Annotated in this window: 22 protein-coding genes and 1 tRNA gene; 8 read left to right on the forward strand and 15 right to left on the reverse strand. The window is 60.0% G+C overall.

Annotated features, from left to right (window positions below; translation table 11 throughout):
• Window positions 1-48: 48 nt before the first annotated feature.
• From B8783_RS01495 to B8783_RS01530, 8 genes are all read right to left on the reverse strand, one after another.
• Entirely contained in the window at window positions 49-2,109 is a 2,061-nt protein-coding gene (locus B8783_RS01495) for a TonB-dependent receptor plug domain-containing protein (protein ID WP_139792197.1), read from the reverse strand.
• Window positions 2,110-2,231: 122 nt separating this feature from the next.
• Window positions 2,232-3,500: a helix-turn-helix domain-containing protein gene (locus B8783_RS01500; RefSeq protein WP_084418006.1), complete on the reverse strand. Its 1,269-nt coding sequence runs from the start codon at window positions 3,498-3,500 to the stop codon at window positions 2,232-2,234.
• A 189-nt stretch (window positions 3,501-3,689) separates the two neighbouring features.
• The gene (locus B8783_RS01505; RefSeq protein ID WP_084418007.1) at window positions 3,690-6,179 is read right to left on the reverse strand and encodes a serine/threonine-protein kinase; all 2,490 of its coding nucleotides are present in this window, start codon (window positions 6,177-6,179) and stop codon (window positions 3,690-3,692) included.
• 189 nt (window positions 6,180-6,368) lie between these two features.
• Window positions 6,369-6,932, reverse strand: coding sequence for an ECF-type sigma factor (locus B8783_RS01510; RefSeq protein WP_139792198.1), 564 nt, complete (start codon window positions 6,930-6,932; stop codon window positions 6,369-6,371).
• Between the two features lie 91 nt (window positions 6,933-7,023).
• Window positions 7,024-7,500 carry a hypothetical protein gene (locus tag B8783_RS01515; protein ID WP_139792199.1) on the reverse strand — a complete coding sequence of 159 codons (477 nt, stop codon included), beginning with the start codon at window positions 7,498-7,500 and terminating at the stop codon, window positions 7,024-7,026.
• Between the two features lie 40 nt (window positions 7,501-7,540).
• The gene (locus B8783_RS01520) at window positions 7,541-7,990 is read right to left on the reverse strand and encodes a hypothetical protein (protein ID WP_084418010.1); all 450 of its coding nucleotides are present in this window, start codon (window positions 7,988-7,990) and stop codon (window positions 7,541-7,543) included.
• Between the two features lie 111 nt (window positions 7,991-8,101).
• Window positions 8,102-9,106, reverse strand: coding sequence for a hypothetical protein (locus tag B8783_RS01525; RefSeq protein ID WP_139792200.1), 1,005 nt, complete (start codon window positions 9,104-9,106; stop codon window positions 8,102-8,104).
• Window positions 9,107-9,162: 56 nt separating this feature from the next.
• The gene (locus tag B8783_RS01530) at window positions 9,163-10,041 is read right to left on the reverse strand and encodes a hypothetical protein (protein ID WP_139792201.1); all 879 of its coding nucleotides are present in this window, start codon (window positions 10,039-10,041) and stop codon (window positions 9,163-9,165) included.
• Between the two features lie 102 nt (window positions 10,042-10,143).
• Between B8783_RS01530 and B8783_RS01535 the strand changes: the two genes are divergently transcribed.
• Both B8783_RS01535 and B8783_RS01540 read left to right on the forward strand, forming a co-directional pair.
• A complete protein-coding gene (locus B8783_RS01535; protein WP_139792202.1) occupies window positions 10,144-11,079 on the forward strand; it encodes a hypothetical protein in 936 nt (311 codons plus the stop codon).
• Window positions 11,076-13,157: a VWD domain-containing protein gene (locus B8783_RS01540; protein ID WP_084418014.1), complete on the forward strand. Its 2,082-nt coding sequence runs from the start codon at window positions 11,076-11,078 to the stop codon at window positions 13,155-13,157. Before B8783_RS01535 ends, B8783_RS01540 begins: the two co-directional genes overlap by 4 nt.
• A gap of 62 nt (window positions 13,158-13,219) precedes the next feature.
• Here B8783_RS01540 and B8783_RS01545 read toward each other — a convergent pair.
• Window positions 13,220-13,296 (reverse strand) — tRNA-Ile (locus B8783_RS01545).
• Window positions 13,297-13,402: 106 nt separating this feature from the next.
• Here B8783_RS01545 and B8783_RS01550 point away from each other — a divergent pair.
• Window positions 13,403-14,170, forward strand: a complete 768-nt coding sequence (locus B8783_RS01550; protein ID WP_084418015.1) for an SIMPL domain-containing protein — start codon at window positions 13,403-13,405, stop codon at window positions 14,168-14,170.
• 94 nt (window positions 14,171-14,264) lie between these two features.
• Here the strand turns inward: B8783_RS01550 and panD are convergent, their stop codons facing one another.
• Window positions 14,265-14,630: an aspartate 1-decarboxylase gene (gene panD / locus B8783_RS01555; protein WP_084418016.1), complete on the reverse strand. Its 366-nt coding sequence runs from the start codon at window positions 14,628-14,630 to the stop codon at window positions 14,265-14,267.
• 254 nt (window positions 14,631-14,884) lie between these two features.
• Between panD and B8783_RS01560 the strand changes: the two genes are divergently transcribed.
• Window positions 14,885-16,660, forward strand: coding sequence for an SLC13 family permease (locus B8783_RS01560; RefSeq protein WP_169711673.1), 1,776 nt, complete (start codon window positions 14,885-14,887; stop codon window positions 16,658-16,660).
• Window positions 16,661-16,670: 10 nt separating this feature from the next.
• On the opposite strand, the gene B8783_RS01565 is transcribed toward B8783_RS01560, so the two are convergent.
• The 3 genes from B8783_RS01565 to B8783_RS01575 form a co-directional block, all read right to left on the reverse strand.
• Complete coding sequence (locus B8783_RS01565) at window positions 16,671-17,678, reverse strand: zinc-dependent alcohol dehydrogenase family protein (protein ID WP_084418018.1); 1,008 nt, start codon at window positions 17,676-17,678, stop codon at window positions 16,671-16,673.
• Between the two features lie 74 nt (window positions 17,679-17,752).
• The gene (locus B8783_RS01570) at window positions 17,753-18,157 is read right to left on the reverse strand and encodes a VOC family protein (RefSeq protein WP_084418019.1); all 405 of its coding nucleotides are present in this window, start codon (window positions 18,155-18,157) and stop codon (window positions 17,753-17,755) included.
• Between the two features lie 4 nt (window positions 18,158-18,161).
• Window positions 18,162-18,584: a secondary thiamine-phosphate synthase enzyme YjbQ gene (locus B8783_RS01575; protein WP_084418020.1), complete on the reverse strand. Its 423-nt coding sequence runs from the start codon at window positions 18,582-18,584 to the stop codon at window positions 18,162-18,164.
• 184 nt (window positions 18,585-18,768) lie between these two features.
• Between B8783_RS01575 and B8783_RS01580 the strand changes: the two genes are divergently transcribed.
• From B8783_RS01580 to B8783_RS01590, 3 genes are all read left to right on the forward strand, one after another.
• Window positions 18,769-20,058: an O-acetylhomoserine aminocarboxypropyltransferase/cysteine synthase family protein gene (locus tag B8783_RS01580; protein ID WP_084418021.1), complete on the forward strand. Its 1,290-nt coding sequence runs from the start codon at window positions 18,769-18,771 to the stop codon at window positions 20,056-20,058.
• A 215-nt stretch (window positions 20,059-20,273) separates the two neighbouring features.
• Complete coding sequence (locus tag B8783_RS01585; protein ID WP_084418022.1) at window positions 20,274-20,699, forward strand: organic hydroperoxide resistance protein; 426 nt, start codon at window positions 20,274-20,276, stop codon at window positions 20,697-20,699.
• A 12-nt stretch (window positions 20,700-20,711) separates the two neighbouring features.
• Complete coding sequence (locus B8783_RS01590; protein WP_084418023.1) at window positions 20,712-21,182, forward strand: MarR family winged helix-turn-helix transcriptional regulator; 471 nt, start codon at window positions 20,712-20,714, stop codon at window positions 21,180-21,182.
• Between the two features lie 31 nt (window positions 21,183-21,213).
• Here the strand turns inward: B8783_RS01590 and pepF are convergent, their stop codons facing one another.
• Window positions 21,214-23,136 carry an oligoendopeptidase F gene (gene pepF / locus B8783_RS01595; RefSeq protein WP_084418024.1) on the reverse strand — a complete coding sequence of 641 codons (1,923 nt, stop codon included), beginning with the start codon at window positions 23,134-23,136 and terminating at the stop codon, window positions 21,214-21,216.
• 213 nt (window positions 23,137-23,349) lie between these two features.
• Between pepF and ypfJ the strand changes: the two genes are divergently transcribed.
• A complete protein-coding gene (gene ypfJ / locus B8783_RS01600; RefSeq protein WP_084418025.1) occupies window positions 23,350-24,195 on the forward strand; it encodes a KPN_02809 family neutral zinc metallopeptidase in 846 nt (281 codons plus the stop codon).
• Window positions 24,196-24,208: 13 nt separating this feature from the next.
• Here the strand turns inward: ypfJ and B8783_RS01605 are convergent, their stop codons facing one another.
• Window positions 24,209-24,628 (reverse strand): VOC family protein, encoded by a 420-nt coding sequence (locus tag B8783_RS01605; RefSeq protein WP_084418026.1) that lies wholly within the window; start codon window positions 24,626-24,628, stop codon window positions 24,209-24,211.
• Window positions 24,629-24,707 lie beyond the last annotated feature (79 nt).

The following is a 24,707-nucleotide window of genomic DNA, read 5'->3' on the forward strand; positions in this document are numbered from 1 at the left end:
AAAAACGCCGGTCTCGCACCTGGGAGGTCATGCGAGACCGGCGAAGCCCTAAAAAGCAAGGCTATAGGAAATATGGAAAGTCTGCGGCACGCCGCGGTTGCCGTAATAGAACCGCTCTGCCGTTGTGGTCCCGTCGACCAGTGCAGACCCTGGACGCGTTATGTAGTCTTCATCCAGAGCGTTCTCGAGCCGCATGGTGACCTTCTGACGCTGCTCTGCATCGATGAAGACATGCGCTGATAGATCCACAACCACATAGTCACCGTAATTCACCGTGCCGAAGCCTGTGACGCTCGACACTTGCTCGCCCGTCCAGAGCGCATTTGCGCTGAGACCGAATTGTTCTGAGGCCGGCTGGTAGCTCAGACCGATCTTTGCGTAGTCGCGCGGAATACGCTGGATATCGCTGGTTATCCCGCCCGATTCCTGCTCGCTTTCAGACCGCGTATAGCTCGCCATCATGTTGAGCCCGTTGGAGAAAGCCGCGCTGCCGGAAAGCTCGACACCTTTCACCTTCACCTGGCCTTCGACATTCGAAAAGACAGTGAAGTTGAAGTCAGCCGGGTCATACCCACGAAAGGGTTTTGTGGGGTCGAGGCCTGCGTCAGTGAAGCTCAATGAGGAAATCAGATTGTCGATGTTTCGGGCAAAACCTGTGATCTGCCATGAGAACATCGCCGCCCCCTCATGTCTGCCACCAAACGAGATGTTGGCGTTTTCGCTCTCTTCGGCCTCCAGTTCAGGATTGCCGAGGGAGCAACACGGATCGACCGCATAGAGCTGGTAAGCTGTCGGAAGCAGAAATGACGTCCCGACAATCCCCTCAACAAAAAGACTATCAGTCAGGTCATAGCGCCCGCTCAGATTCCACACGGTCGCGGTCGCGTCGCCCGTTTTATTGTAGCGAACCCCTGCGGCCAGGGCGCCACGCTTGAACATGTCTTCGGTTGTCCGGACCTGTCCGAAAACCGCATGAACTTTCTCTTCCTGCTCCTCAATTAGAAGGACATCGTCGCGACCTGAGTATTGCTGGAAGTCATAGCCGCCGACCAGTTCAACCCCCATCGACGTCTTGTATTTGCCGAGAATATTGATGCCCTTGTCTTCATATCCCCAATAGGTGCGATCATCGACGGTGACCGTCTGGCCCGGAGACCCGATGACATTATTGATCGTCGTGTATTCGGTGTCCCAGTCATGCCAGTAGGCTTTGACGCGAACAGCCAGATCCTTGCTCGGATCGTAGTTGAGACCAAAGCTGGCAATGTCTTCATCGCGGTCGTTTTGCGCGAATGCCGTCAACCGGGCGCCGGAATAGTCGAGCGCGGCGTCATTATGTTGATAGCGCGCGTCGATATTCAGCGTGTCCGACAGTTCGAGCCTGTATTTCCCGCCAAAGCTGGTGACCTCATAGCTCCGGTCGCGGTCCGTGACGCTCGGCTGCACCTTCGTATAGGTGTCGAAGCCGTCCGCCTCGTCATGGGACGCATATAAGACATAGTTGCCCGGCCCGGCCGCGCCTCGGATGTAGCCGTCAGCATGCAGGCCGCCATTCGTGTCAGCACCGATTTCGACCAGGCCGTCAAACTCATCGGTGTACCCCCGCGTGACGACATTGATGACGCCAGCCGCAGCCTGCGTGCCATAGAAAAGTCCCTGGCCGCCTTTTACCACCTCAACCCGCTCGACCATGCTGGACGGCAGCGTGTCCGTAATCGTTCCAGAGTAGAGCCGGTTATTGATGCGGACCCCATCAACGAGAAACAGAATATCCTGCGTCCGCGAGCCCTGTAGCGAAATATCGATGTAGCTGAACGGCCCGCCGCGCGGCGCGAGAAACAGGCCCGGCGTCTTCATTTGCAAGGCGGAAGAGACGTCCGTGAAACTCTCATTGCGCAATTCTTCTGAGGTGATGGTTTCGACATCCGAGCCATAGCGTTCCAGATCGCTCGTAAGCGTTTCCTCGAGCGTCACACCGATGACTTCGATGGAGGACAGACGCCGCTCATCGTCATTTGTCGCTTCGCCCTGCGCCAGAGCCACCTGCGCTGTCATGCTCGCCAGCACCATTGCGCTGCAAGTGCACATAAGCTTCGTGTTCGGCTTCATTATCTCTCCCTCATTCCCGGCTTCATTGCGAAGCGCTGTTGTGAGGGAGGGATTTGCCGGATGCTGAAGCCGCGACAACGTTAATTACGGTTACGCCTCTGCGTTACTGTAACGTTACATCTTCAGTCGGTGGGGCTGGAATTCTCAGACGTCCAACCACCCGCTTTGGACGAAATGCCTTCGCTCACCAGCCGGGTATCGAGATTTACGTGTTTCTGGCCGGTGATCTCAAACAGGGCTTCATAGCCCGGCTGCCCCGCCTTCGCACTGAGCTTGCGTCTCACCCAGTCTGGGTCGGTCAAGGATTCCGTGAGCCCCATCAGCCCGGTATCTCTCGTGCCTGCGAAAGCCCAGATCGTGTTTCCGCTTGGGCCTTCAAACATCGAGAACAATGCATAGTCGCGATACATGGTCTCTCCGGGCGCCGCCAGAAACGCTTCGCTCACGAACTTTTCGTTCGTCCGCGTGTCGATGATTTCATCGTAAGTATCGCCGATCTTATAGCTGGAGCGCGCAAAAATAGCGTCGTGCAACGGCCCCATGCCACTGGTCAGGCCGACATATATGATATCGCAGCACTTCACCGATTCAGGCATCAGGTCTGACGCCAGAACCGTCCAGGGGTTCTTTGCCGCCATGACAGGAGAAATATCCGCCATGGCAAAGGCGACCGATGTCGGAAGGTATTCGAGCGAGACGTCTGCGTATTGCGAAAACAGGTCAGGTTGCTCGCGCATTTCGCGCGTGAGATCGTCTTTGGAGTTGATCTCAAAATCACGGATCAGCCGGGTCAGGAACAGCTTGTCGCGATATTCTCCAAACATGTAATAGTCGCCGACCACCAGCACCAATGGGCGCTGGCTATTCTTGAGCGGCGCCCAGATGGCAGACTGATACGGATCGGTCTCACCTTGGTCCCGGTCCATAGCGACCGAAACCCAGCCAGCCAGACACACCAGAAAGGCGATGACTGCCACGGCAATGACGCCGACAGGCAAAGTGACGGATCTGGCGGGAAGCGCCGCCTCAGCAGCGGAGGCCGAATCAAGCTCCAGCCGAGGCTGAACGACTAATTTGTACTCACCCTTCGGAATGGTCAGGGCGCTTGGCGCAGCTTCGCCAAGATCCTTGTAATAGTCGCTCAGCTTCTTGCGCAGCCTGTGGACATAGACTCTGACGGTCGCATCATCAGCAGGATGAGAGGCGTTCTTCGCAAAGACATCGACGCCGATTTCCTGTTCCTTGGGCGCATCGCCTGCGAGCGTGCGCGCCAGCAGATAGTCGAACAGGTCACTCAATCGCCCACCCCGACCAAGCCCACCTTCCGCTTTGAGGCCGTCGGCCAGCGCCTTGAGCATTTCTGCGTCTTCTGGGTCAGGGGCAGACGACATTGAATATCCTGATATCTGTTGGATATAGTGTCTTATCCTTAAGTCCGGTTGGCAAGCGGTTCACTGAGTGATTTCTGGCCTGCGCCCAAGCAATGCTTACCTTCGTCGCCGAAAGGGCAAGTTGGGCATTCCCGGCACAAGTGTGGGGATGGCGCCCGGCCTCCCGACTGTGGATATCCGTAATCTCGGCTACTCAACAATTCCCAGTTTCGAGCCCGCTTCCCGGCACTGGGCGACATAGGTCCCCGGCGCCGATGGTTGTTGCTCAAGCGCCTTGAGCGCCAGGCTCAGCAGGCTGGCCGCCTCAGCCTCATTTCCCATGCCGAGATCAGCCATGCCCATGCGACAGCGCGCAATTTCAACGGCGTAGTGGCCGTCGGGCAGTGTTGCGGACAATATATCGAATGCCTGCTGCGAGGCCGTCCGGGCTTCCCTGTACCGTTGCAAGTCAAGCAGGACCGCAGACCGCGTGAGCGCGGGAAAGCCTCTTCGGGGGTTCTGGGCAGGAAGCGTCTGCATCAGAATGGGCTCTGCCCGATCAAGCGAGGCCAGAGCCTGTTCGAGTTGACCTGTCGTAGATTGCTCTGCAGCCAGATTCTGCAGGGCTTCGCCCACGGCCCGGCTATCGGGGCCCTTGACGCTTTCCAGGATGGTTATGACAGCTTGAAGCTCAGCGATCGCCTCGTCTTCGCGCCCGGCGGCGGACAGGGCAAGCGCAAGGTTGTTCCTGTGCGAAAGCACTTCCTCGGAAAGGGCGCCGTAAGCGGCTGTGGCGATTTCTTCGGCTCGGCGATGGGTCGCAACAGCTTCCTCGGCCTGCCCGCTGCTGAAAAGTATCCGTCCCAGATCAGACAGCGGCAGGGTCAGCCTGGGGTGGGTTGGTCCGTAGACGTCTTCCGCAATCGCGAGCGCTGCGCGGGCTTCCGCTTCGCCCTCCGCCAGCAGGCCGAGATTGCTGAGCACTCGCCCCAGTCCTGACCGCACTTCGATTTCGGCATTTGCCGAACCGGTTGCCAATGTTCTCGGAAGGGCCGCCTCCAGCAGCTCGCGCTGGTGCTGCCAGTCAGACTCGTTCGCCCAGATGGCAGACAGCATCGCGTCGAGGGCTGCCGCGTCGTCCAGCGGTGCCTCGATTGCGATTTCGAGGGCTTCGGAAATTTCCGCTTCCGAAACATCAGGCGCTCCCAACAGCATGTCGAGATGGCCGAGATAGGCGAGCGCGGCAGCATATGTCGTCGATGCGGTGTCACCGGATTGCCGGAGGACATCCACGCTTTCCTGGGCCAGCGCACGGGCCTCATCAAGGTTTCCGTCCCGCTGGCGGATACGGGCGGCCCACCCCACCAGCTCTGCACGCAGGAACGGATCGTCAGGAAGCCGTTCGCGGACATCGGCCAGGGTGGGCTCGACCAGGGTAGCGGTGGATGTGTCCACAGAGGACACACCATCCTGCTCCAGCGGGTCGAGACGGCGAAAGAGGTTCAGGAGGATATCGCGGCCCCGCTCAGCCCGATCGGCTGCCGCGACCGCCAGCGCCCGCTCGCGTCTGATCTCAAGGGTCTGCAGCGACGAGGTGACGGCCCATCCGACCAGTCCGCAGACCATCAGGATACCAAGGAGCGTGATCGCCGTGTTGCGCCGTGCAAACCTCAGAGCGGCTCGCAGACGACCATCAGGAGAGGCCAGCGGCGCCTCGCCCTGCACGAGCTTTCGCAGGTCCGCTGCAAAACCGGAGGCGCTTTCATAGCGATCCTCTATCTGCTCTGCTGTCGCTTTCCGGATGACGGCGAGCACATCCCGAGGCAGAGGGTGGAAGCCCTCACAGATCTCATCCAGAAGACGGCCAAGCTGCCAGACGTCGCTGGCCGTGGTGACGGGCTCCAGCCGGCGTTGCTCTGGTGAGGCATAGTCCGGCGTCATTGCGTGACCGGGCTCATCGGGCACCTCGCCGGCCAAAAGAGACGAGACGCCGAAGTCGAGGAGCCGGGGTCGTCCTTCCGGAGAGACGATCACATTCTCCGGCTTAATATCCCTGTGAACGACCAGTCTTGCATGAGCTGACTGAACAGCGTCGGCAATTTCTGCGACCAATGTCAGTCGGGCATTGAGGCTGAGTGCATTCGCGTCGCAATAGGTCGTGATAGACGTTCCGGAAGCGAGGTCCATAACCAGCCAAGGAGCGCCGGTTGCGGTTTCCCCGCCGTCCAGGATCCGGACAATGCCCGGGTGATCGAGCGTCGACAGAATTCGCCGTTCGCGCAGGAAGTGGCGAACTGCGTCAACGCTATGCAGCCCCCCATGCATAACTTTCAAGGCGGCATGCTGCTCATATCGGCCATCGCTGCGACAGGCCTCGTAAACCACGGAAAGGCCGCCGGCCGCGATCCGGCGGATCACGCGCCACGGACCATACAGCGCGCCGATGCGAGGGTCGTCATTCGACTCGCCGAGATGATCTGCCAGCTCCTCGGAGAGACTGTCACGCAAGCTGAAGAGGTGGTCGAACCGGTGACGACTGTCGGCTTCGCGGCGCAGGAGCGTTCTGACCGCCATCAGCGTTTCGGGATCGTCCGCATACTCGCTTTCCAGCCAGGCAAAGCGTTCAGATTCCGGGCAGTCCAGGGCGCGTGCGAAGGCCGCGTCCAGTCGGCTCCATCGGGATCGTTCCTCCGCGTTCACGTCGAGACCTCAATCGTCTTTCTTGCCACTGGTGAAACCGGCAAGGCCCCCGCGACATGCCAGGCTCTCACGGGCATCATTCCTCACCAACACGTATTGCACCGGCGAAGGCCGCCAGACGCATATAAATTGAGGTCACTTTGCCAGTGCTCGCCCTGGTCGTCACGCTCCGGGCGATCCGTTGTCCAGTCAGCGACCGGCATCAAGATATTCTGCCAGATAGGTGCGGGCGCGAACCCAGTCGCGCTCAATCGTTCTGACGGACCGCCCGAGTATGCGGGCCGTCTCATTGACGGTGAGGCCTGCAAAAAAACGGCATTCGACGATCCGCTCAAGATCCGGATCAAGCCTGGCGAGGTCCTGCAAAGCGGCGTCCAGATTCACAATCTCACTTTCAGCCGTCGGCGCCGCAGCGGTATACTCATCCAGATCGATGTGCACCGCACCGCCGCCTCGCTTTTCAGCCAGCTTTCGGCGCGAATGATCGACAAGGACCTGGCGCATGGCCCGCGAGGCGGTCGCCAGATAATGGTCCTCATCATTGAACCTTCGATCTTTGTCGTGAGACAGTTTCAACCAGGCCTCATGGACGATCAGCGTCGTGTTGAGCGTCGCGCTTTTTCTCCGGCCTGCGAGTTGCCGGGACGCGATACGCCGCAACAGATCATAGGTCTCGGCCAGCAACTCATCTGACAGGTCGAGGCTTCGCTCTCGTCCTTCCTCCGGTTGCATGTTGCCTTTGATGTCCGGCAAAAGATCGTCCCCTTGGCGGAACCGGAAACGGTTCGATACAGGGGTCAGGTAAAGCCGTAATCTGCAGCAAAGGCAACAGAGCTGACGGGACCTATTCTGGCTCGGCTTCCATGATCAGGGAAAGCGTGAAGATGGCAGAGGTGTCGGAGTCGAACCCATCGACGATCTGGACGCTTCCATCGTCGAGCCCCGGAGCGGCAAACATGATGACCGTCGCATACCCCTCCTCGATGCTCAGGATTTCAAAACCCTTCTTCTCAAGCATGGCCTGAAAGAAGCTGGCCATATCTGCTTTGGACATCCCGGCCTGACCTTCGATCAGATACGACCGGCTTGCATAGTCCGGCGGCATTCCGCCGGTCGCGCTTCGAAGCGTTGTTCCTTGCGGAAAATTGATGGTCTCCGGAAAGCCCTCAGGCAGGTAGACCGTATCTGCACCGGAGTCTGAAGCCTGGTCGGCGTCGACCGGTGGTTCCTGGGCCACGCCCATTGCGGGCGCGCAGCCTGTTATGGCTACGAACGTGGCGACGATTACGGAGAGGGTCCTGAAGACGGGGCGACTGGTCATGCGTTCGAACTTTCGGTGAGGGTTTGGGGCAGAAAACGCGTCATTCTTCCATGTCGGGCGGGTAGATATTGATCGACACCGACAAATAACCATCCTTCGGGTTAAGCTGGATCTCGCCTTTGCGATGCTGTTTGCCGCCAAAGATGCCGCTCCGGATCTTTCCGTTCGAATTGTCGTAGAACGAGTAGCCATTTGCCGCATAGTCCGCCTTCAGGGCCTCGAACACCGTATCGACATTCCCGGGGAGCGGCGCCTTTCCATGAAAGCCGGTAATCTTTTCGGAGGGTGTGCACGACTCGATCGTCAGCTTGTCCGGAACCGGAATTTCGGTGGGAAAGGGAATAGCGCAACTATTGGTGGCCGGGCCATTGGAAGCGGCTTGCGGGTCGGGCGACTCCGCGTTCGTCTGTCCGCACGCCGCCATCATCGCAACCGATGCGCAAGCCGCAAGGACGCGCAGGCGACCTGTTGAAAGTGAGTCTGGTTGCATAGGGTACTCCTCTCTGGATCTTGCTTCAAACTGGAACACGCAAAGCTGGGCCGCACTCCGCCAAAAATCCCGGGATGGCGCCCTGGGAAGACGAGACATCTGTCGTTTCGGCTAGTTGCCGAGGTTTGCTTTCTTGAACGGCGCCGCCGGTGTCACGCCGTCCGGAAGCTTCCCGCCATAGTGGCGGTCGACCGATGTGATCTGGCCATTCTCGATCTTGCCCTGAAGCCAGCTGCACGTGTCATCATGGCCGACTTCAAAATTGGGCGGTGACTTGCAAAATTCGCTGGCCACATCGTAGCCGGGGCCGACGAAAGTCTCCGCGCCGCGCAGATAGTATTCGCCGGTCTTCAGCTTGAGCCCGAACCACGGCGAACAGGTTAGCGTCCTGGCCGTTGAGGCGAGCGCGCCATTGTTGAAGCGGTCGGAGAAGCGGAGCGAAACGGTCTCGGTTTTCTCCCCTCCATTGACGACCCACGGCACCCCTGCGGCCGCGCGCAGCGTCCCGTCAGCTGCGACATTGGTCGCAATTTCGCACATGATGATGAAGTACGGTTCGCCGCCATTCACGCCAGCGGGTTTGCCATAGTATTTTTCCATCTCACCGATCGTCGGAAGGCCTGAAAAAGTCACCGGCACACGGAGTGTGAGCCCAGCCTCCTGATCGGCTTTGGCATTCTCCAGGACCGTCTTGTCGATCACCAGCGGGCCAGACGGCAACTTCCCCGAGAGGTCCGGCATGACGATCGGCTTGCCGATGCCCGACAGGGGCGACCGTGCGATGTCGACCTGCGGATTCGGATAGGTGTTCCGCGCGACCTCGATCGCTTCTTCTTCACAAATATATTTCGAGGTGCCTTCAGCGTATCTGCGCAAGCAGTCTTCCTTTGCGACCAAGTAGGCCTGCGTCTGCATCGGCGTCATCTTCAGCATAGTGTCTGCATACATTGGACAATAGGTGTCCGCATCGGTGCTGCTTCGCCACCGCAGGCAGCTCTCAATGAGAGCATCCCGTTCAGCGTCGCTGCCGGAGGAGGCCTGGGCTATCGCAGGCAGGGGCGCGGCCAGCGCCATACAGGTCATCAGTCCGGTAAGGATGGCACAAACTTGCTTCATGATGGGCCTCGATAATCTGGTGGAATGGGCTGTGGGCGCGGTCAAAAAAGATTGCGTCATGGTCTGGTGACTTCGAACGGGAGGCGCGCACGCACGGCGTCGCCATGATAGGTCAGGCGCAATTCGTAGGATCCGGGCTGGTCGATACGGAAAGTCCAGTCGCCCGCGGGCTTGTTTCCGGTGAAGCCTCGCGAGAGCTCGACACCGGCGTCGTCGTGGATCGACAGCTCGCAATTGCAAGGCGGCATACCGGAGTAGACGAGACGGGCGGTTTCACCCGCGCGCAGAGGGCCGGGATCCATCTCGACAACGGGATGGACGCCGAGACTGCCCGGTCCGATCGCCACAAAATCAAGACAGTCATCATAGTGCGACGGGTCTGGGTCGGGCGCCGTCATCGCCGGGGCGAAGCCAATACAGGCTTTCCAGTCACCTGTGTAGGACGGCAGGCTGGCGCGTCGGAATTCGCCGCTGAACTGTCCAGCTTGTGTATAGAACCAGCCCGCGAGCCTCGGTTCAGCGCCGCCAACATAGAAGAGCGCGCCATATCCTCTTTCATCGGGGAGATTGTCATAGGTGAGGGTGAGCCCCGAGGACACGTCGACTGCCGCGCTCTCGATCGAGAGATATTCTGAAATTCGAGGCTCAGTTGGTGGATCGAAGTACTCCAGGGCCGCTGGCTGGTTCTGCGGCGTGCCGGCCGCTCGTCCTGTGTAGGTTACGCCTGGCAGGGTGATGACCGCCGCACCCGCGCTTCGTCCGGCATAGACGAGAGGCGGCAGGTCGATCACGACAGGGGCGGCGAGCGCAGATGGCGCCACGCTCATAACCATCCCGGCAATCAGGATCAAACGTCCCAGCGGCGGAACCGAACCGTAAAGTGAGCTCTGTTGCAAAACGTCCTCCGGCTTTCCCCGCCAATCAAGGACACGCATTCGTCCGTCCATTTCCGCCATCGCTGACAATTTTTTTGGCGGAGATTTCCGGGCGACCGCGTTTGCCAAATGAGGTCAGGCCTCAGCAGCGAAGGGGATTGCATGTCGTTTCCGAACGCCGGTCGAGTTCACGCTTCGATCAGCCTCCTGGCATTTTGCCTTCTTGCCGCGTGCTCCCAGGAGCGCAGCGGCGAGACCGGCTTACCCCCCGAAACGCCACCTGCCGATATTGATGAAGTTATGGCCCTTCCCGGCGAGGCTGTCGTCGTGCCGGCAGAATGGGCCAAGGCGGTCAGGCTGGCTGGGGGAGGTGAACTCGCGACAGACGGTGAGAGCCTCTACGCAATTGCGCCGGGTCGGCCGGGGACAATTTCGCTGATCGGTCAGGCGGCGGGCGAGGAAACCGTCTTCCAGAAAATCACCGTTCCTCCCGCGCACCACGAGCCGCTCAAGTTTGAACGCCTCAGCCCTTCGCAGATTTCAATCAGCGGGGCGGACTTCAGCGTGCGGGCAAGCGTTGGTGCCGGCGTCCCTTTTCCCGATGGCCAGGCGGAGTTTGAGGTCGACGGCGTGCAATGGCGCGTTTCCGTAACGCCCGAGGCCGGGACGTTGCAGCAGGGGGATGTGCTTATTTCGTCCCATGGCCCATTGGGCCCGGAGACCGAAGCCCTCGATGCCCTTGCGCATTCCCCGGCGTTCGAAGCAATGGTGTTCGCCGCGCTCGATCTGGCCTGCGCACCGGAAGCCGAGCGTCTGCCGCCGGCCACGTCCGCCGCGCTGCTTCTACCGCTGCAGCTTGTTCTGAAGCACAAGATCGCGGACCGGAAGGGCGCGTTTGAATACTACGCTGAAGCGTCCGCCTGCGGCTATCAGCCCGCCGAGAATCCAGACCGCCGACCAGCCCCATCCGAGGTCATGGTCAGCGTTCCGTCAGAGAGCCTCATTCCAGCCGCCTTTGGCTATTTCCCGCTCGACAGCGAAGGCGCGCTCAGCCTCGAGACGGTCGCGGCAGAGACGTCCAATGGGGGCCAGCAATGAGTGCCCGGAGTACGCTTCGCGTCGCGGTTCTCGCTTTCGGGCTGGCACTGTTCCTGGCTTTGCCCGGGGCGCAGGCCCGCCAGTCCGTCGACAGCGTTTCGGCGCCGCATTCCGACTGGGATGATCCGATCACCAACCAGTTCGGCTCCATGAACAGCCGCTGCCGTGGAGCGTGCGGCAGTGACTGTCCTGACACATGCGACTATCGCGAGAAATATGTCTGCGTCTCGCCGATGATGATCCAGGTCACCAAACTCTATCAGTGCGGAACGCATGATGGCTGCCGGATACACGACGACTGCCTGGATCGGTGCTTTGATAAATATGATCCCGGAATACTCGGCGCCGCGGGCGAGAAAGTCGATTTCCTTGTCGGAGCCTGCCAAAGGAAGTGCCATGCAGAAGCCTACGACTTTGCTGGCGAAGTGCTGCAAAAGACCCCGGAGGGCCGCAAAAATATGGCGAGCGGGCTCTATACCCCATGGGACCTTGTCTGGGACTGGGCGGATGGTCACGGAGTAACCGATGGCAAGATGACATTTGCCTATACGAGAAATGAGAAGAACGGCCAGGACTTCCTGATGGGCTGTCCTGCGTGCACGATATGCCATGACGGCCAGTGTGCGCCGGATCCCGACAATCCAGATTGCACCTCAGTCAACGTCTTCGGCGATCCCCACATGGTGACACCAGACGGTCTTGCCTTCGATTTTCACGCGACTGGCGACTACATCTTGCTTCAATCCGGGAATGCTGCCTTCCAGCTCATTGGCCGCTTCGAGCCGGCATCGGACCATCTGACCTTCGCGTCGGCTTTCGCCATTCAGTCATCCTTCGGCCCCATCGAAGTCTATTTTGGAGATCATCTGGATATTCTCGTTGCCGGGAAGTCTGCACAATCAGGTCAGGACAACCTGCCCGATGGAGCCGAGATCACGATCGAGCCCGATCGGCTGATCCTGACCGAACCGGGCATTGGCCGCGTCGTCGTCTCGCGGACCCGCCGTGCCCTTCAGATGGGGTTTGAGCCTGCAGACGGTGCGGCGCTGCGCGGGTTGCTCGGACAGGTCGATGGCGACATTTCCAACGATCTTCCTCATCTCGGGGACGCGCCATGGGAAGCGCCCATTGTCCTGGATGATTTCTACGCGCCGCTGATCGAGGCCTGGAAAGCAGGGTCTGCGGACGGGAAGTCAGTCTTTTCCAGAGAAGGCCTGACCGCTTCGGCGCCTGCGGCTCTGCGACGTCTTGAGGATTTTCGGTTCCAGGCTCTCGATCTTGCCCGCAATATCTGCGACCGGATGAAAGTCAGTGACTTTGCTCACCTGGCCTGCCTTCTGGACGTCGCAGCGACTGGTGATGGCGATTATGCGGCTGGGGCGGTTCGGGCGGCCCCGGTCAAGGAGAGCATTCGTGTGATCGAAGCTCCTGATTCCGAAACTGGAGAAGACGAGGCCCGGGACCGCGGAAGAGCGCTGGCGATGACCTACCCGGAGATGACACCAGAACCGGTCGAGACACCGCACCTCACGGGCATGAGCGTCAGCGATCTCGAACGTCCCACCTTCATACTTCGGGACTCCGGTGACATGTCATACTTCGCATATGGTTTCTTTCTCGACGATGATGACCCTGACCACCCATTCACCGCTCGCTTTCCGGTCGTTTCGGGGCGGAACCCCGAACTGAAAGTCTCGATGCCAAGTTACACGACGGGGCGCTGGGCGCTGTGTATCCATCCCCATGTTCCCGATGGGGCCGCTCCCGAAAGCATGAAGGATTTTTCGGAGTGTCTCAACTTCGTATGGCTCGTTCCCGGCACCCAGAATGCACGCCCCAAACTGTTTGACCGGAGCGACGGAGCAAAGCGGGAAATCGCATGGCAGGGTATGCCTGAGATAAACGCCACCATTGAAATTTTCGATGAGGCCGGAAATCAGGTCGAACGCCACTTCACGAGCAGCCGGGAGTCCGGCGCGGTCGAGATCAGACTTCCTTCGGAAGAGACCTATCAGATCCACGTTGTTTATTACGGTAAACTGGTGCGTGCGACGGCGACACTTGCCCCGCGACCCTAGGGTCTGGACTGGCAATCGCCCTGCATGGCGAACGCCGACCAGTCGCAATCCGGCATAACTGGTGGTGGGCCCGGAGGGACTTGAACCCCCGACCAGACCGTTATGAGCGGTCCGCTCTAACCAACTGAGCTACAGGCCCGGCACAGAAAAGTGCGGTTTGTATCATGGCAATGTCACGATCACGCCGCAATGCAGGAATTGAATTGGCACTGCAAGTCAAAAAATCCCCTGAAAGGAAGACTGCTATGAAAATTTTGAAACCCCACCCAATCATCGCCGTGGCGGCGACCGGAGCTGTCATTGCCTGCGGTGCAGCCTTTGCCCAGCAATCTGGCACAGGTGCCCAGGCTCCTGCGCCAGCGGCCAATGCCAACTCGATCCAGCCGGAAACGACCCTCACGATTTCAGCCGAAGGTGAAGTACGCCGCGAGCCCGACACCGCCATGCTGAATGCGGGCGTCACCACCCAGGCTGCCAGTGCGGCCGAGGCTGTCGCTGAAAATGCAATGGCCATGGACGGCGTGTTCGCTGCGCTGAAAAAAGCCGGCGTCGCCGACCGCGACCTGCAGACCTCGAATTTCTCGGTGCAGCCGCAATATGATTATTCCAGCCGCAAAGATGGCGAGCCCCCGCGCATCACCGGCTATCAGGCCACCAATCAGCTCAGCGTGAAAGTGCGTGATCTCGACACGCTCGGCGAGACGCTGGACGCGATGGTGTCCTCGGGCGGAAATACGTTCAATGGGCTGAGCTTTGGCCTCTCGGATGAAGACACCGCCCGCGATGAGGCCCGCCGCGATGCCATCGCCAAAGCCCAGGCCCGCGCCGAGCTTTATGCGGACGCCGTCGGCATGCAGGTCGCCCGCATCGTGACCATCAATGAGTCCAGCGGCTTTTCAGGTCCGCAGCCCATGGCCGAAATGCGCATGGCTGCCTCGGACGCCTCAACCAAGATCGCTCGCGGCGAAGTTGGCTATACGGTGAACGTCAACGTGACCTTCGAGCTGCGCTAGACCCACACAGGCTTGCGCCAAAACAAAACCCCTCATCCGGCGGATGAGGGGTTTTTCTTTGTCGCCTGTCTGCCTCGTTTGGCTGGCGAAAACTCTAATAGGCCGCGCTGGGCGTCTTCATCTCATTGGCATCGTCCAGCAGCACAACGGTTGGCGCATGCTGACGCGCTTTGTCTGCCTCGATCGAGGCGAAAGCCGCGATGATGACCTTGTCGCCAACGGAGAAGTGACGGGCCGCTGCGCCGTTCACGCCGATTGTCTTGGAGCCGCGCGGGGCCTCAATCGCATAGGTCTGAATGCGGGCGCCATTTGTGACATTCCAGATGTCCACACGCTCATTCGGCAGGATACCCGACGCATCGAGCAACTCCTGATCAATCGAGACCGAGCCTTCATAGTGCAGGTCACACTGGGTGACCGTGCCAGAATGAAGTTTGGCTTTCAGCATGTTGAGCAGCATTAACTACCCTCCGTCGAAAACTACGGCCACTCGCCGCGAGACATAAATAGGAACGAGCTTCCCTTGCGTAAAGGTTCAATCCGCACCGCAATATGCGCGACTTAAAGCATAATCGGGCAAGCAGGTGAAGGCTCCCCGCTAAAGCAGGCATGAAAATTTGCATACTTTTCGTGGCTTGCCTCGACCTTGCCATTATGCGGCTGCAACTGACCCCGGCGCCCGGCGTTATTGGGGGTCAGTTTGAGGGGTTCTTAGTGAGCGACTTTGTGAACGCGTATTCGGCCTGGATTGCGATCGGCATTCTCGTCGTGATGCTGGTGAGCTTCATGGCTGAGCGCCTGCCACCAGCTGCAACGGCCATTGCCGGCGCTGCGGCCTTTCTCGCCTTCGGTTTCGTCAGTGAGGATCTGGCGCTTGGCGCCTTTGCCAACAGCGCGCCGATCGCCATCGGGGCCATGTTTATCCTTGCGGCGGCCCTGCAGCGCACAGGCGTGCTTGAGTTTCTGGCCTCACATATCCTGGCGCTCGCCGATACGTCGCGGATTGGCGCGCTGATGCTGGTGGCCATCGTCACGATCATTGGCTCTGCTTTCGTCAACAATACCGCTGTTGTCGTCATCCTGGTGCCAGTAGTCATCGCCCTTGCCCAGAAGCTGTCGATCTCGAAAAAGCGGGTCCTGATCCCGCTCTCCTACATTTCCATTCTCGGCGGCACGCTGACCCTGATCGGCACCTCGACCAATTTGATCGTCGCCGGTGTCGCCAGTTCGCGCGGCCTTGAGCGGTTCGGCATCTTCGAAATCACGATTGTGGGCGTTGCAACACTGGTGACGTGTCTGGCTGTGATGCTGCTGCTTGGTCGATGGCTGTTACCGTCTGGCGAAGCATCTGACGATGCAGATGCACGCCCGGAAACGTTTCTGACCGACATCTTTCCCAATGAAGACAGCAAGGTGATCGGCACGACACCCGAGGATCTGCCGAACTTCAAGGTGAAGGGCGTCACGCTTGTCTCGCACCGGCGCGGCAACCGTATCGTGAACGCAAGCGACGAAGACCGCGCCCTCGCAGCGGGCGACCGGCTGACGATCCGCTCGACACTGGAAGAATTGCTCACCTTCGCCACTGGGCAGAGCTTTCGCACAGGGCTGCGCCAGCGCAAGGCGCATCCTGAAGAACCCATTCAGGCGCAAGCCACTATTTCGCCGACCGACGCCAATATCGGCCGTCCGCTGTCACAGCTCACCTATCTGTCCAACTATCAGATTACCGTGCGCGGGCTTTCCCGGCCCGGCAACAATCCTGGGCCGACGCTCGCCGGGTGCCGGATCCGGGCCGGTGACCGGCTTCTTCTGGAAGGCACGGAAGGCACGCTGAGATCGCTCGCCACATCCACCCCCTTGCTGATTGACCGGGAGATTGATGCGGTGCCGTTCCGCCGGGGGCACGCCCCGCTCGCCATGGCGACCCTTGCAGGTGTGATCATTGCGAGCGCCATCTTCGGCACACCGCTGGCAGTCGCAGCGCTTATCGGTGTCGGCATTGTCCTTCTGACGGGCTGTATCAGCGCCGATGATGCCTGGCGCTCACTTCAGGCCAGCGTTCTCGCCCTGATTGTCGCCATGCTCATCGTCGGACGCGGTCTGGAAAACACCGGCGCTGTCTCGCTGATCGTGGACGCGACCTCGCCGCTCCTGCTCGCCGCCTCGCCCTTTATTGTCCTGCTGATCATTTACGGACTGACATCGGTGCTCACCGAACTTGTCACAAATGCCGCCGTGGCCGTCATCATGACGCCGCTTGTCATTACGCTGGCGGACACGCTGGCGATGGACCCGCGCGCGCTTGTGCTGGCGGTGATGTTTGGCGCCAGCGCAAGCTTTGCCTCGCCCATCGGCTATCAGACGAACACCATCGTCTACACCGCTGGGGGCTACAGGTTCAGCGACTTCGTAAAGGCGGGCCTGCCCATGAACATCATTGCAGGCCTCGCGTCCTGTTCGGCGATCTATCTCTTCTTCGGCGTTTAGGCCCGCGCGCCTACCATTCAGCGACGATCTTGCCGAAGTGGGCGCCGCTCGCCTGATGCTCGAACGCCTTGCCGAGCGTATCAAGCCCGAAGCTCCGGTCGATCACGGGGCGAATGCCGCCAGCTTCGATCGCGCGAACGAAGTCTTGCTGGGCCGCGCGTGAGCCGACAATCAGGCCTTCGATCTTTGCCTGCTTCTGCATCAGAAGCGCGGTTGGGACATCGCCATTGACCCCGGTTAGCACGCCGATCAGCGCGATATGGCCACCGACGCGCACGGCCTTGATGGACTGGGCCAGCGTGCCCGGCCCGCCGACTTCGATGACATGATCAACGCCGCGTCCACCTGTCAGCTTCATCGCGGTGCTGCCCCATTTCTCATCTGATTTGTAATTGATGGTGTGGTCCGCGCCGATGTCGCGCGCCCGCTCCAGCTTCTCGTCCGATGAAGATGTGACGATGACATTCGCGCCCATCATCTTGGCGATCTGGATGGCGTAGATCGACACCCCGCCTGTGCCGAGCGCGAGCACCGTGTCACCGGCTTTGAGGCCCGCATCGACCACCAGCGCGCGCCAGGCGGTGAGGCCTGCCGTGGTGATGGTAGCCGCTTCAGCATGGCTCCAGCCTTCAGGGGCCTTCGTGAACGACGTTGCCTTGGCCACCACCGCTTCGCGGGCATAGCCATCGATCCCGTCGCCCGGCGTGCCGGAGAAATCGGAAATCATTGCCGGGCCAGACAGCCATTCGGGGAAGAAGGTCGAGACGACATGATCGCCAGCCTCAAAGTCCGTGACGCCCTCGCCCACCGCTTCGACAATGCCCGCGCCGTCAGACATCGGGATACGGCCGTCGGCCGGTTTGCTCTGGCCGGAAGTGACGATCAGATCGTGAAAGTTCAGCGAGGTGGCGTGCAGGCGTACGCGGATTTCGCCCGCGCCGGGCTGGCCCGGATCATCCATGTCCACAAGGTTGAGTTTGTCGAATCCGCCCGGGGCGGCAATCTTCACGGCTTTCATGGCATCTCTCCTGGCTTGTCTCGTTTCACCGCCTGACATTGGGGCGCGGGGCAAGTGAGGCAAGCCGAGGACACCTATTGCTCTGGCGCGTCCTTCAGACGCCAGGGCGGGAACCGCCGGTTGGGCCCGGCCTGATAGAGGCATATGCGGTTGCCGGCAGGGTCTCTCAGAAAGGCCTCGCGCCACGCCCATGTCTGGTCTTCCGGCGCGCTGATGAAGTCGAGGCCCGCCGCTTTCAGCCGTGCATACTCAGCATCCAGATTATCCACTTCGAAATAGACCAAGGGGTCATCGGCGCCCGGCCAGCCATCGACATGGTGAAGTGAGAAGGTCGCTGGTTCGCCGCCATCGCCTGCCGGGCATTCAAACCGGGCATAGCGCGGCGGACTGTCGACGATCTGGACGAGGCCCAACGTCTTGTAGAAAGCGACACTCGCCGCATAGTCGACGCACGGCACGGTGACCTGGTTCATGCGCATAGGGCTAACCTCCGATGAGTTGCAGCACGACCTGCCTGGTGTGCGGCCGGTCGCGATGTTCGAACAAGTAGAGGCCCTGCCATGTGCCGAGCATCATGGTGCCTTCGCAGACGGGGATGCCGATGGATGTCTGCGTCAGCGCGGCCTTGATATGGGCCGGCATATCGTCTGGCCCTTCCATGTCATGCACGATCCAGCTCATCGATGGATCATTTGAGGGCGGCACCAAACGGCGGAAAAAGGCCTGCAGATCGGCCTGCACGTCAGGGTCGGCGTTCTCCTGAATGATCAGAGAGCATGAGGTGTGGCGCACGAAGACCGTCAGCAGGCCTTCGGATAGGCCTGCGCCTGCAACAAAGTCGCGCGCGGCGCTGGTAAACTCATAAAGGCCGGGGCCCGTGCTTTTGAGGGTGAGTGTCTTGATCATGCACCTGCAAAGATAGGTACGCCGCGCGCCTCTGTCAGCTATCGCGATATTTTGTCTCTTCACCGCGTTCCTCCGCGACAGCCCGCCAGAAAGCATTGGACATTTGCGTCCCCCAATGCAGAAAACGGCCGCAGGGCGTAACCGGACGCCACACCGACACCATCAAACTGAGGGAAACGACCAGATGACTGACAAACCGATGAATGACTTCGATACGCTGCAGATCCACGCCGGCGCCGAGCCGGACCCGGCCACGGGCGCGGTTCAGACACCGATCTACCAGACAACCTCATATGTCTTCCGCGATGCAGAGCACGCGGCCAGGCTCTTCGGCCTGCAGGAAGTCGGCTACATCTATTCGCGCCTGACCAATCCTACGATTGGCGCCCTGCAGACCCGTATGGCCGCGCTTGAAGGCGGCGCCGGCGCGGTCTGCTGCTCGTCCGGTCACGCGGCGCAGATCATGGCCCTGTTCCCGCTGATGATGCCAGGCCGCAATGTCGTGGTGTCCACCCGGCTCTATGGCGGAACGATCACCCAGTTCAGCCAGACCTTCAAACGCTTCGGCTGGTCGGCGCGCTTTGTCGATTTCGACGATCTCGACGCGATCAAAGCCGCAATCGATGAGGATACGCGCGCAATCTTCTGCGAGACGATTGCCAATCCCGGCGGCTATGTCACCGACCTCGACGCCATTGCGGAAATTGCCAATGGCGCGGGCCTGCCGCTGATCGTCGATAACACCACGGCGACGGCCTATCTCTGCCGTCCGATCGATCATGGCGCGACGCTGGTCGTCAGCTCCATGACGAAATACCTCACCGGCAATGGCACCGTCACCGGCGGCGTGGTCGTCGATAGTGGCAAGTTTGACTGGTCGGCCTCTGACAAGTTCCCGTCCCTGTCACAGCCAGAGCCTGCCTATCACGGGCTGAACTTCCATGAGACGTTCGGGCCGGCCGCCTTCATGTTCCACGGCATCGCCATCGGCCTGCGCGATCTCGGCATGACGCTGAACCCGCAAGCGGCCCACTACACCCTGCTTGGCATCGAGACGCTGTCGCTGCGCATGGCAAAGCATGTCGAGAATGCGCAGACGATTGCCGAATGGCTGGAAAAGCACCCCGCCGTCGCCGCCGTCACTTATCCGGGCCTTGATTCCTCGCCTTACAAGGAACGGGCAAAACGCCTCTGTCCGAAAGGCGCAGGCGCGCTGTTCACCATCAAGCTGAAGGGCGGATACGATTCCTGCGTGAAGTTCGTCGAGAGCCTGAAGCTGTTCAGCCATGTCGCCAATCTCGGCGATGCGCGCTCGCTGGTCATCCATTCGGCCTCGACCACCCACCGTCAGCTGACCGAAGAGCAGCAGGTCGCCGCCGGTGCCGCACCAGACGTGGTGCGCCTCTCTATCGGCATTGAAGGGGCGAGCGACCTTATCGCAGACCTCGACCAGGCGCTGAACGCCGCCAGCTAGCGCCCGGTACAAATCAAATAAAAAGGCGCCCGCAAGACACTGTCCTGCGGGCGCTTTCTTTTGCGGAATTGTGTGGCCCGGACCAGCGTCGATCAGCCCACCTATGCGGTTCAAGCCGAACCGGTTTTGCGCACCAATGATGATTTAAGACAGAAAGGCTCTTGAAGCTTTTATGTTGCGCACAATTTAATTGCTTACCAACAATGGAGACAATCATGAGTGAATTTTATTCGACGCGCGTTACCTCAACCGGTGGACGGCAGGGTCATGTGCAATCTGAGGATGGCATCCTGGACCTGCACATCGCTCCGCCTGCCGGTCTTGGCGGCCCGGGCGGCAAAACCAATCCAGAGCAGATGTTCGCTGGCGGTTTCGCAGCCTGCTTCGGCAATGCTGTGATCCACACCGCGCGTGCCCAGAAATTCCCAGTCAAAGACAAGGATGTCGACGTCGTCGCCACAGTCGGCATCGGACCGAACGGGTCAGGTGGTTTCGGCCTCAGCGTGGCGCTCGAGACCACGATTACAGGCCTCGAACAGGCGCAAGCAGAGGCCCTAGTCGATGCGGCAGAGAAAACCTGCCCCTACTCCAACGCCGTGCGCGGCAATATCGATGTTGCCTACACCGTTAAGACGCGGTGATAGTCTGCCGACATGACTGATAGACAGACACCGGACGATCCGCTCCGCCTCGACAGGCAGATTTGTTTCCCGCTCTATGCGGCCTCCAACCTGATCAACAGGCTGTATCGTCCGGTGCTGTCCGAACTCGGCCTCACCTATCCGCAATATCTCGTCATGCTCGCCCTGTGGGAGAGCTCACCGCGAACGGTCGGGGCCTTGGGTGAGGCGCTCTATCTCGACAGCGGCACGCTGACCCCGCTGCTGAAGCGGATGGAACAGGCAGGCCTCGTTGAGCGAAAGCGTGACCCGGAAGATGAGCGCCGGGTGCAGGTGTCCCTCACCGATCAAGGTCGCGCGCTTCGCAAACAGGCCGAACAGGTGCCAGAGACGCTCACGCAGGGCTTCGACGGCGACCCGGCCGAAGTCGACCGCCTGCGCGAAAGCGTACAGGCGCTTGTGTCGACCCTCTCAAATCACGGAAAGCGGGACCGCGGCGCCTGACGGCCAGACGCCGCGCACTCAATCCGACGCCCTATTCCTCTTCGAGCAGCGCGTCGATCCGGTCCATCAGGCTGGTCATCCGACGCACGGCGGCCTGATAGGCATCCGGCTTGGTCATGTCGAGGCCCGCCTCATTGATCAGGATATTGGCCGGATAGTCAGACCCACCGGCCTTCAGGACATTGATGAAGTTCTCGCGCACTTCGTCATCTCCGGCCAGGAACTGTTCGGAGAACCAGGCCGCGCCCGAGATGGATGTCGCATACTGGTAGACGTAGAACTCATAATAGAAGTGCGGAATGTAGGCCCACTCATTGGTGTAGACATCATCGATGGTCATCACGCCTTCAGCTTCGCCGTGATACTTGCGCAGAAGCTCGCCATAGATCTCGGTCAGCTTGGTGCCGGACAGAGGTTCGCCCCGTTCGGCGGCCTCGTGGATCGCCAGTTCAAACTCGCCAAACATGGTCTGCCGGAAGAAGGTGCCACGCAGGCTCTCCAGTGCGTAGCCGAGATAATAGAGCTTCTCTTCCTTCGTCTCGGCATTCGCGATCATGTATTCTTCGAGCAGGATCTCGTTGATGGTGGAGGCCATCTCCGCGATGAAGGTCGAATATCCGGCTGTCTCCCATGGCTGTTCGGACTGGGCGAGCAGCGTGTGAACCGCATGTCCCCACTCATGCGCGAAGGTCGACATGGAATCGTAATCGTCATTGTGATTGAGCAGGACGTAAGGGTGCACATCATAGGCAGAGCCGGACATATAGGCGCCCGTTTCCTTGCCCTCCTGCGGGTGCGAATGCATCCATTGGCCATCAAGCCCCTCACGAAGCAGGCCAAGATATTCCTCACCGAAAGGTTTCAGCGCCTCAAAGGTCAGCTCTTCAGAGCGGGTGAGGTCAAAGACGCCGGTATCGGCTTCAATGATCGGCGGATAGATATCGTAATAGCGAAGATCCTCAACGCCGAGCATCCGGCCACGCAGCTCAAGATAGCGATGGAAGACCGGCAGCGCCTCATTCACCTGATCGACCAGCTCGGTATAGACTTCTGGCGGCAGGGCATCGTCAAACAAGGCCCGCTGCAGGACGCTGTCATAATTGCGGGCCTTAGCCCGGAAGACCGCTGATTGAACTTGCGCATTGAGGGTCGCCCCCATGCCGTTCTTATAGGTGTCCCAGGCGCCCCAGAACGTGTCGAACACCGCCTTGCGATCCTCGCGGTTCGCTGTGCCGCGATAGCGCGAATAGCCAGCCTGATTGAGTTTGACCTCGGTGCCGTCAGCCAGGGTCAGCGTCGGCCATGGGATCGAGGCGTTGGCGTACAGGCTGTAGATCTGGCCTGGCTGCGAGAGCGCGAGACCCGCCTGCGCGAGAAGCGCCTCACCTTTCGCATCCAGCGTATGCGGCGCCTGACGCAGCGTGTTCTCTATCGAATGGCGGAACGGCTCAAGCTCAGGGGTTTCATCGAGAAATACGCGGACCTTCTCCTCACCGACGCTCAGCAATTCAGGGTCCATCCAGCTGGTGGCTTCCCCGAATTGCTGGAACAGATTGCGCGCGCGGCCCTGGCGCTCCTGCGCGTCAGCATCGCGCTGGTTTTCGTCGAACTTCAGATTGGCATAGGTCGAGAGGCGAACGGCGTTGCGGGCAAGATCAGAGACGGTACGAAACGCGGTCGCCATGTCCTCGCCGCTATTGCCCAGTGTGCCTTGAAAATCCTTGATCGTGCCGATTTGCCCGCTGATGTCTTCATACGCCGCTTCCCAGTCTTCCGGGGTGGCATAGAGGTCGGAAAGGTCCCAGACATAACGGACGGTTTCAGCAGGCGCTTCGACGCTGGATTCCGAGGGGTCTGACTCGATTTGCGCCGATGCACTGAACACGCCGCCTGCAAGAACCAGGGTTGCGGCCGCGCAGGCGCTATTTTTCAGAATTCTATTCAGTCCGGTCATGTGTCGAGGCCCCATGTTTTCCGTTAAACGATAAATCGAATTAACCACGCACCTTGGAGACTGACAAGTCGGAATCAAATTTTCCGGGTCTGGAGGTCGGCCCGTCAGCATTGGATGATGACGATCAGGGCGACCGGGTCTAGGATTGCCATCATAACAGGAACAAACACGTAGCCCGACGCTTATTTGCACGCGGCTCAACAGGAGATCAGTATGAAGTGGAAAGGTGGACGCCGCGGGGGCCGTATCGAGGACAGACGCGGCATGAAATCGACAGCTGTCGGCGGCGGCCTTGGCGTCGCAGTGCTCGGCCTGATCGGCTATCTCGTGTTTGGCATCGACCCTGAGACCACGCAGAAGGTCGCCAGCCAGTTTGGCGGCGCGGGCCAGCAGGAGCGCGGCGAGGTCGGCACGCCGGAAGACGAGGCCGGCGTGTTTGTCGATGTGATCGGCTCCAACATCAATGATGTCTGGTCCAGCGCGATGTCAGGCTACCGCCCACCGAACACCGTTCTCTACACGCAAGGCACCAATACAGGCTGCGGCTATGGTCAGGCTGCTATGGGGCCATTCTACTGCCCAGCCGACCAGACGGTTTATCTCGATCTCACCTTCTGGAAACAGATGGAAACCCAGCTCGGCGCTTCCGGCGCTGACTTTGCCAAAGCCTATGTCATCGCGCATGAGTTCGGCCATCACGTCCAGACGCTGACCGGCGCCTCGCAGAAAGTGCGCCAGGCCCAGCAATCAGCCCGCAGCAAGGCGGAAGCCAATCGCTATGGCGTCGCCCTGGAGCTTCAGGCTGACTGCTATGCCGGGGTCTGGGCCGCCAATGCCAGCGCCGCCTCGAATGGCCGCGTCTCGCTTGAAGAAGGTGATATCGGTGAAGGCCTCGAGACCGCCAGCGCTATCGGCGACGACGCGCTCCAGCGCCGCGCCGGGCAGAATGTGAACCCGGAAAACTTCACCCATGGCAGTTCCGCTCAGCGCAAGGAATGGCTGCTGCGTGGCTACCGCTCCGGCAATCCAGACAGCTGTGACACCTTCGCCGAGCTCTGATCGGGGCGGCGCGTCAGTCATACCGGTTCTTCTCGGCCGGATCATCTGACAGGTATTGCACAAACTCGAATTCGATATTGTTGCCGTCGATGAAATAGACGTTGCGGCGATGTTCGGTATACGCGCCGGGATTTGTAATCTTGTATCCGGCCGCTTCGAGCTTCTCGATCGTCCGGTCGAGATCGGACACCTCAAACGCCAGATGAGCCAGTCCCGGCTCATGGCCCTTGAGGTCTCGCGGCGCGCCTTCGCCATTGTCGGAGAGGGCAATGTAAAACTCGTCATCACCGAAATGCAGCCACTCGCGCGGCTTGCCATACCACTCCCCCTTGCCGCCGCCCCGGACGCGCCAGTGCGGGAAGGCCGCTTTCAGGAAATCCAGTGTGGGCGCTATGTCAGTGACGACGAGATTGGCGTGTTCGAGGCGGACCATGAGGGATCTCCATTTATGAAAGATTTTACTTTATTTATTCCCGCTTGTTTTCGAAAGCAATCCCTTTTATAAATAATTC

Origin of the sequence: Henriciella litoralis, assembly GCF_002088935.1 — a bacterium.
Classification (GTDB): domain Bacteria; phylum Pseudomonadota; class Alphaproteobacteria; order Caulobacterales; family Hyphomonadaceae; genus Henriciella; species Henriciella litoralis.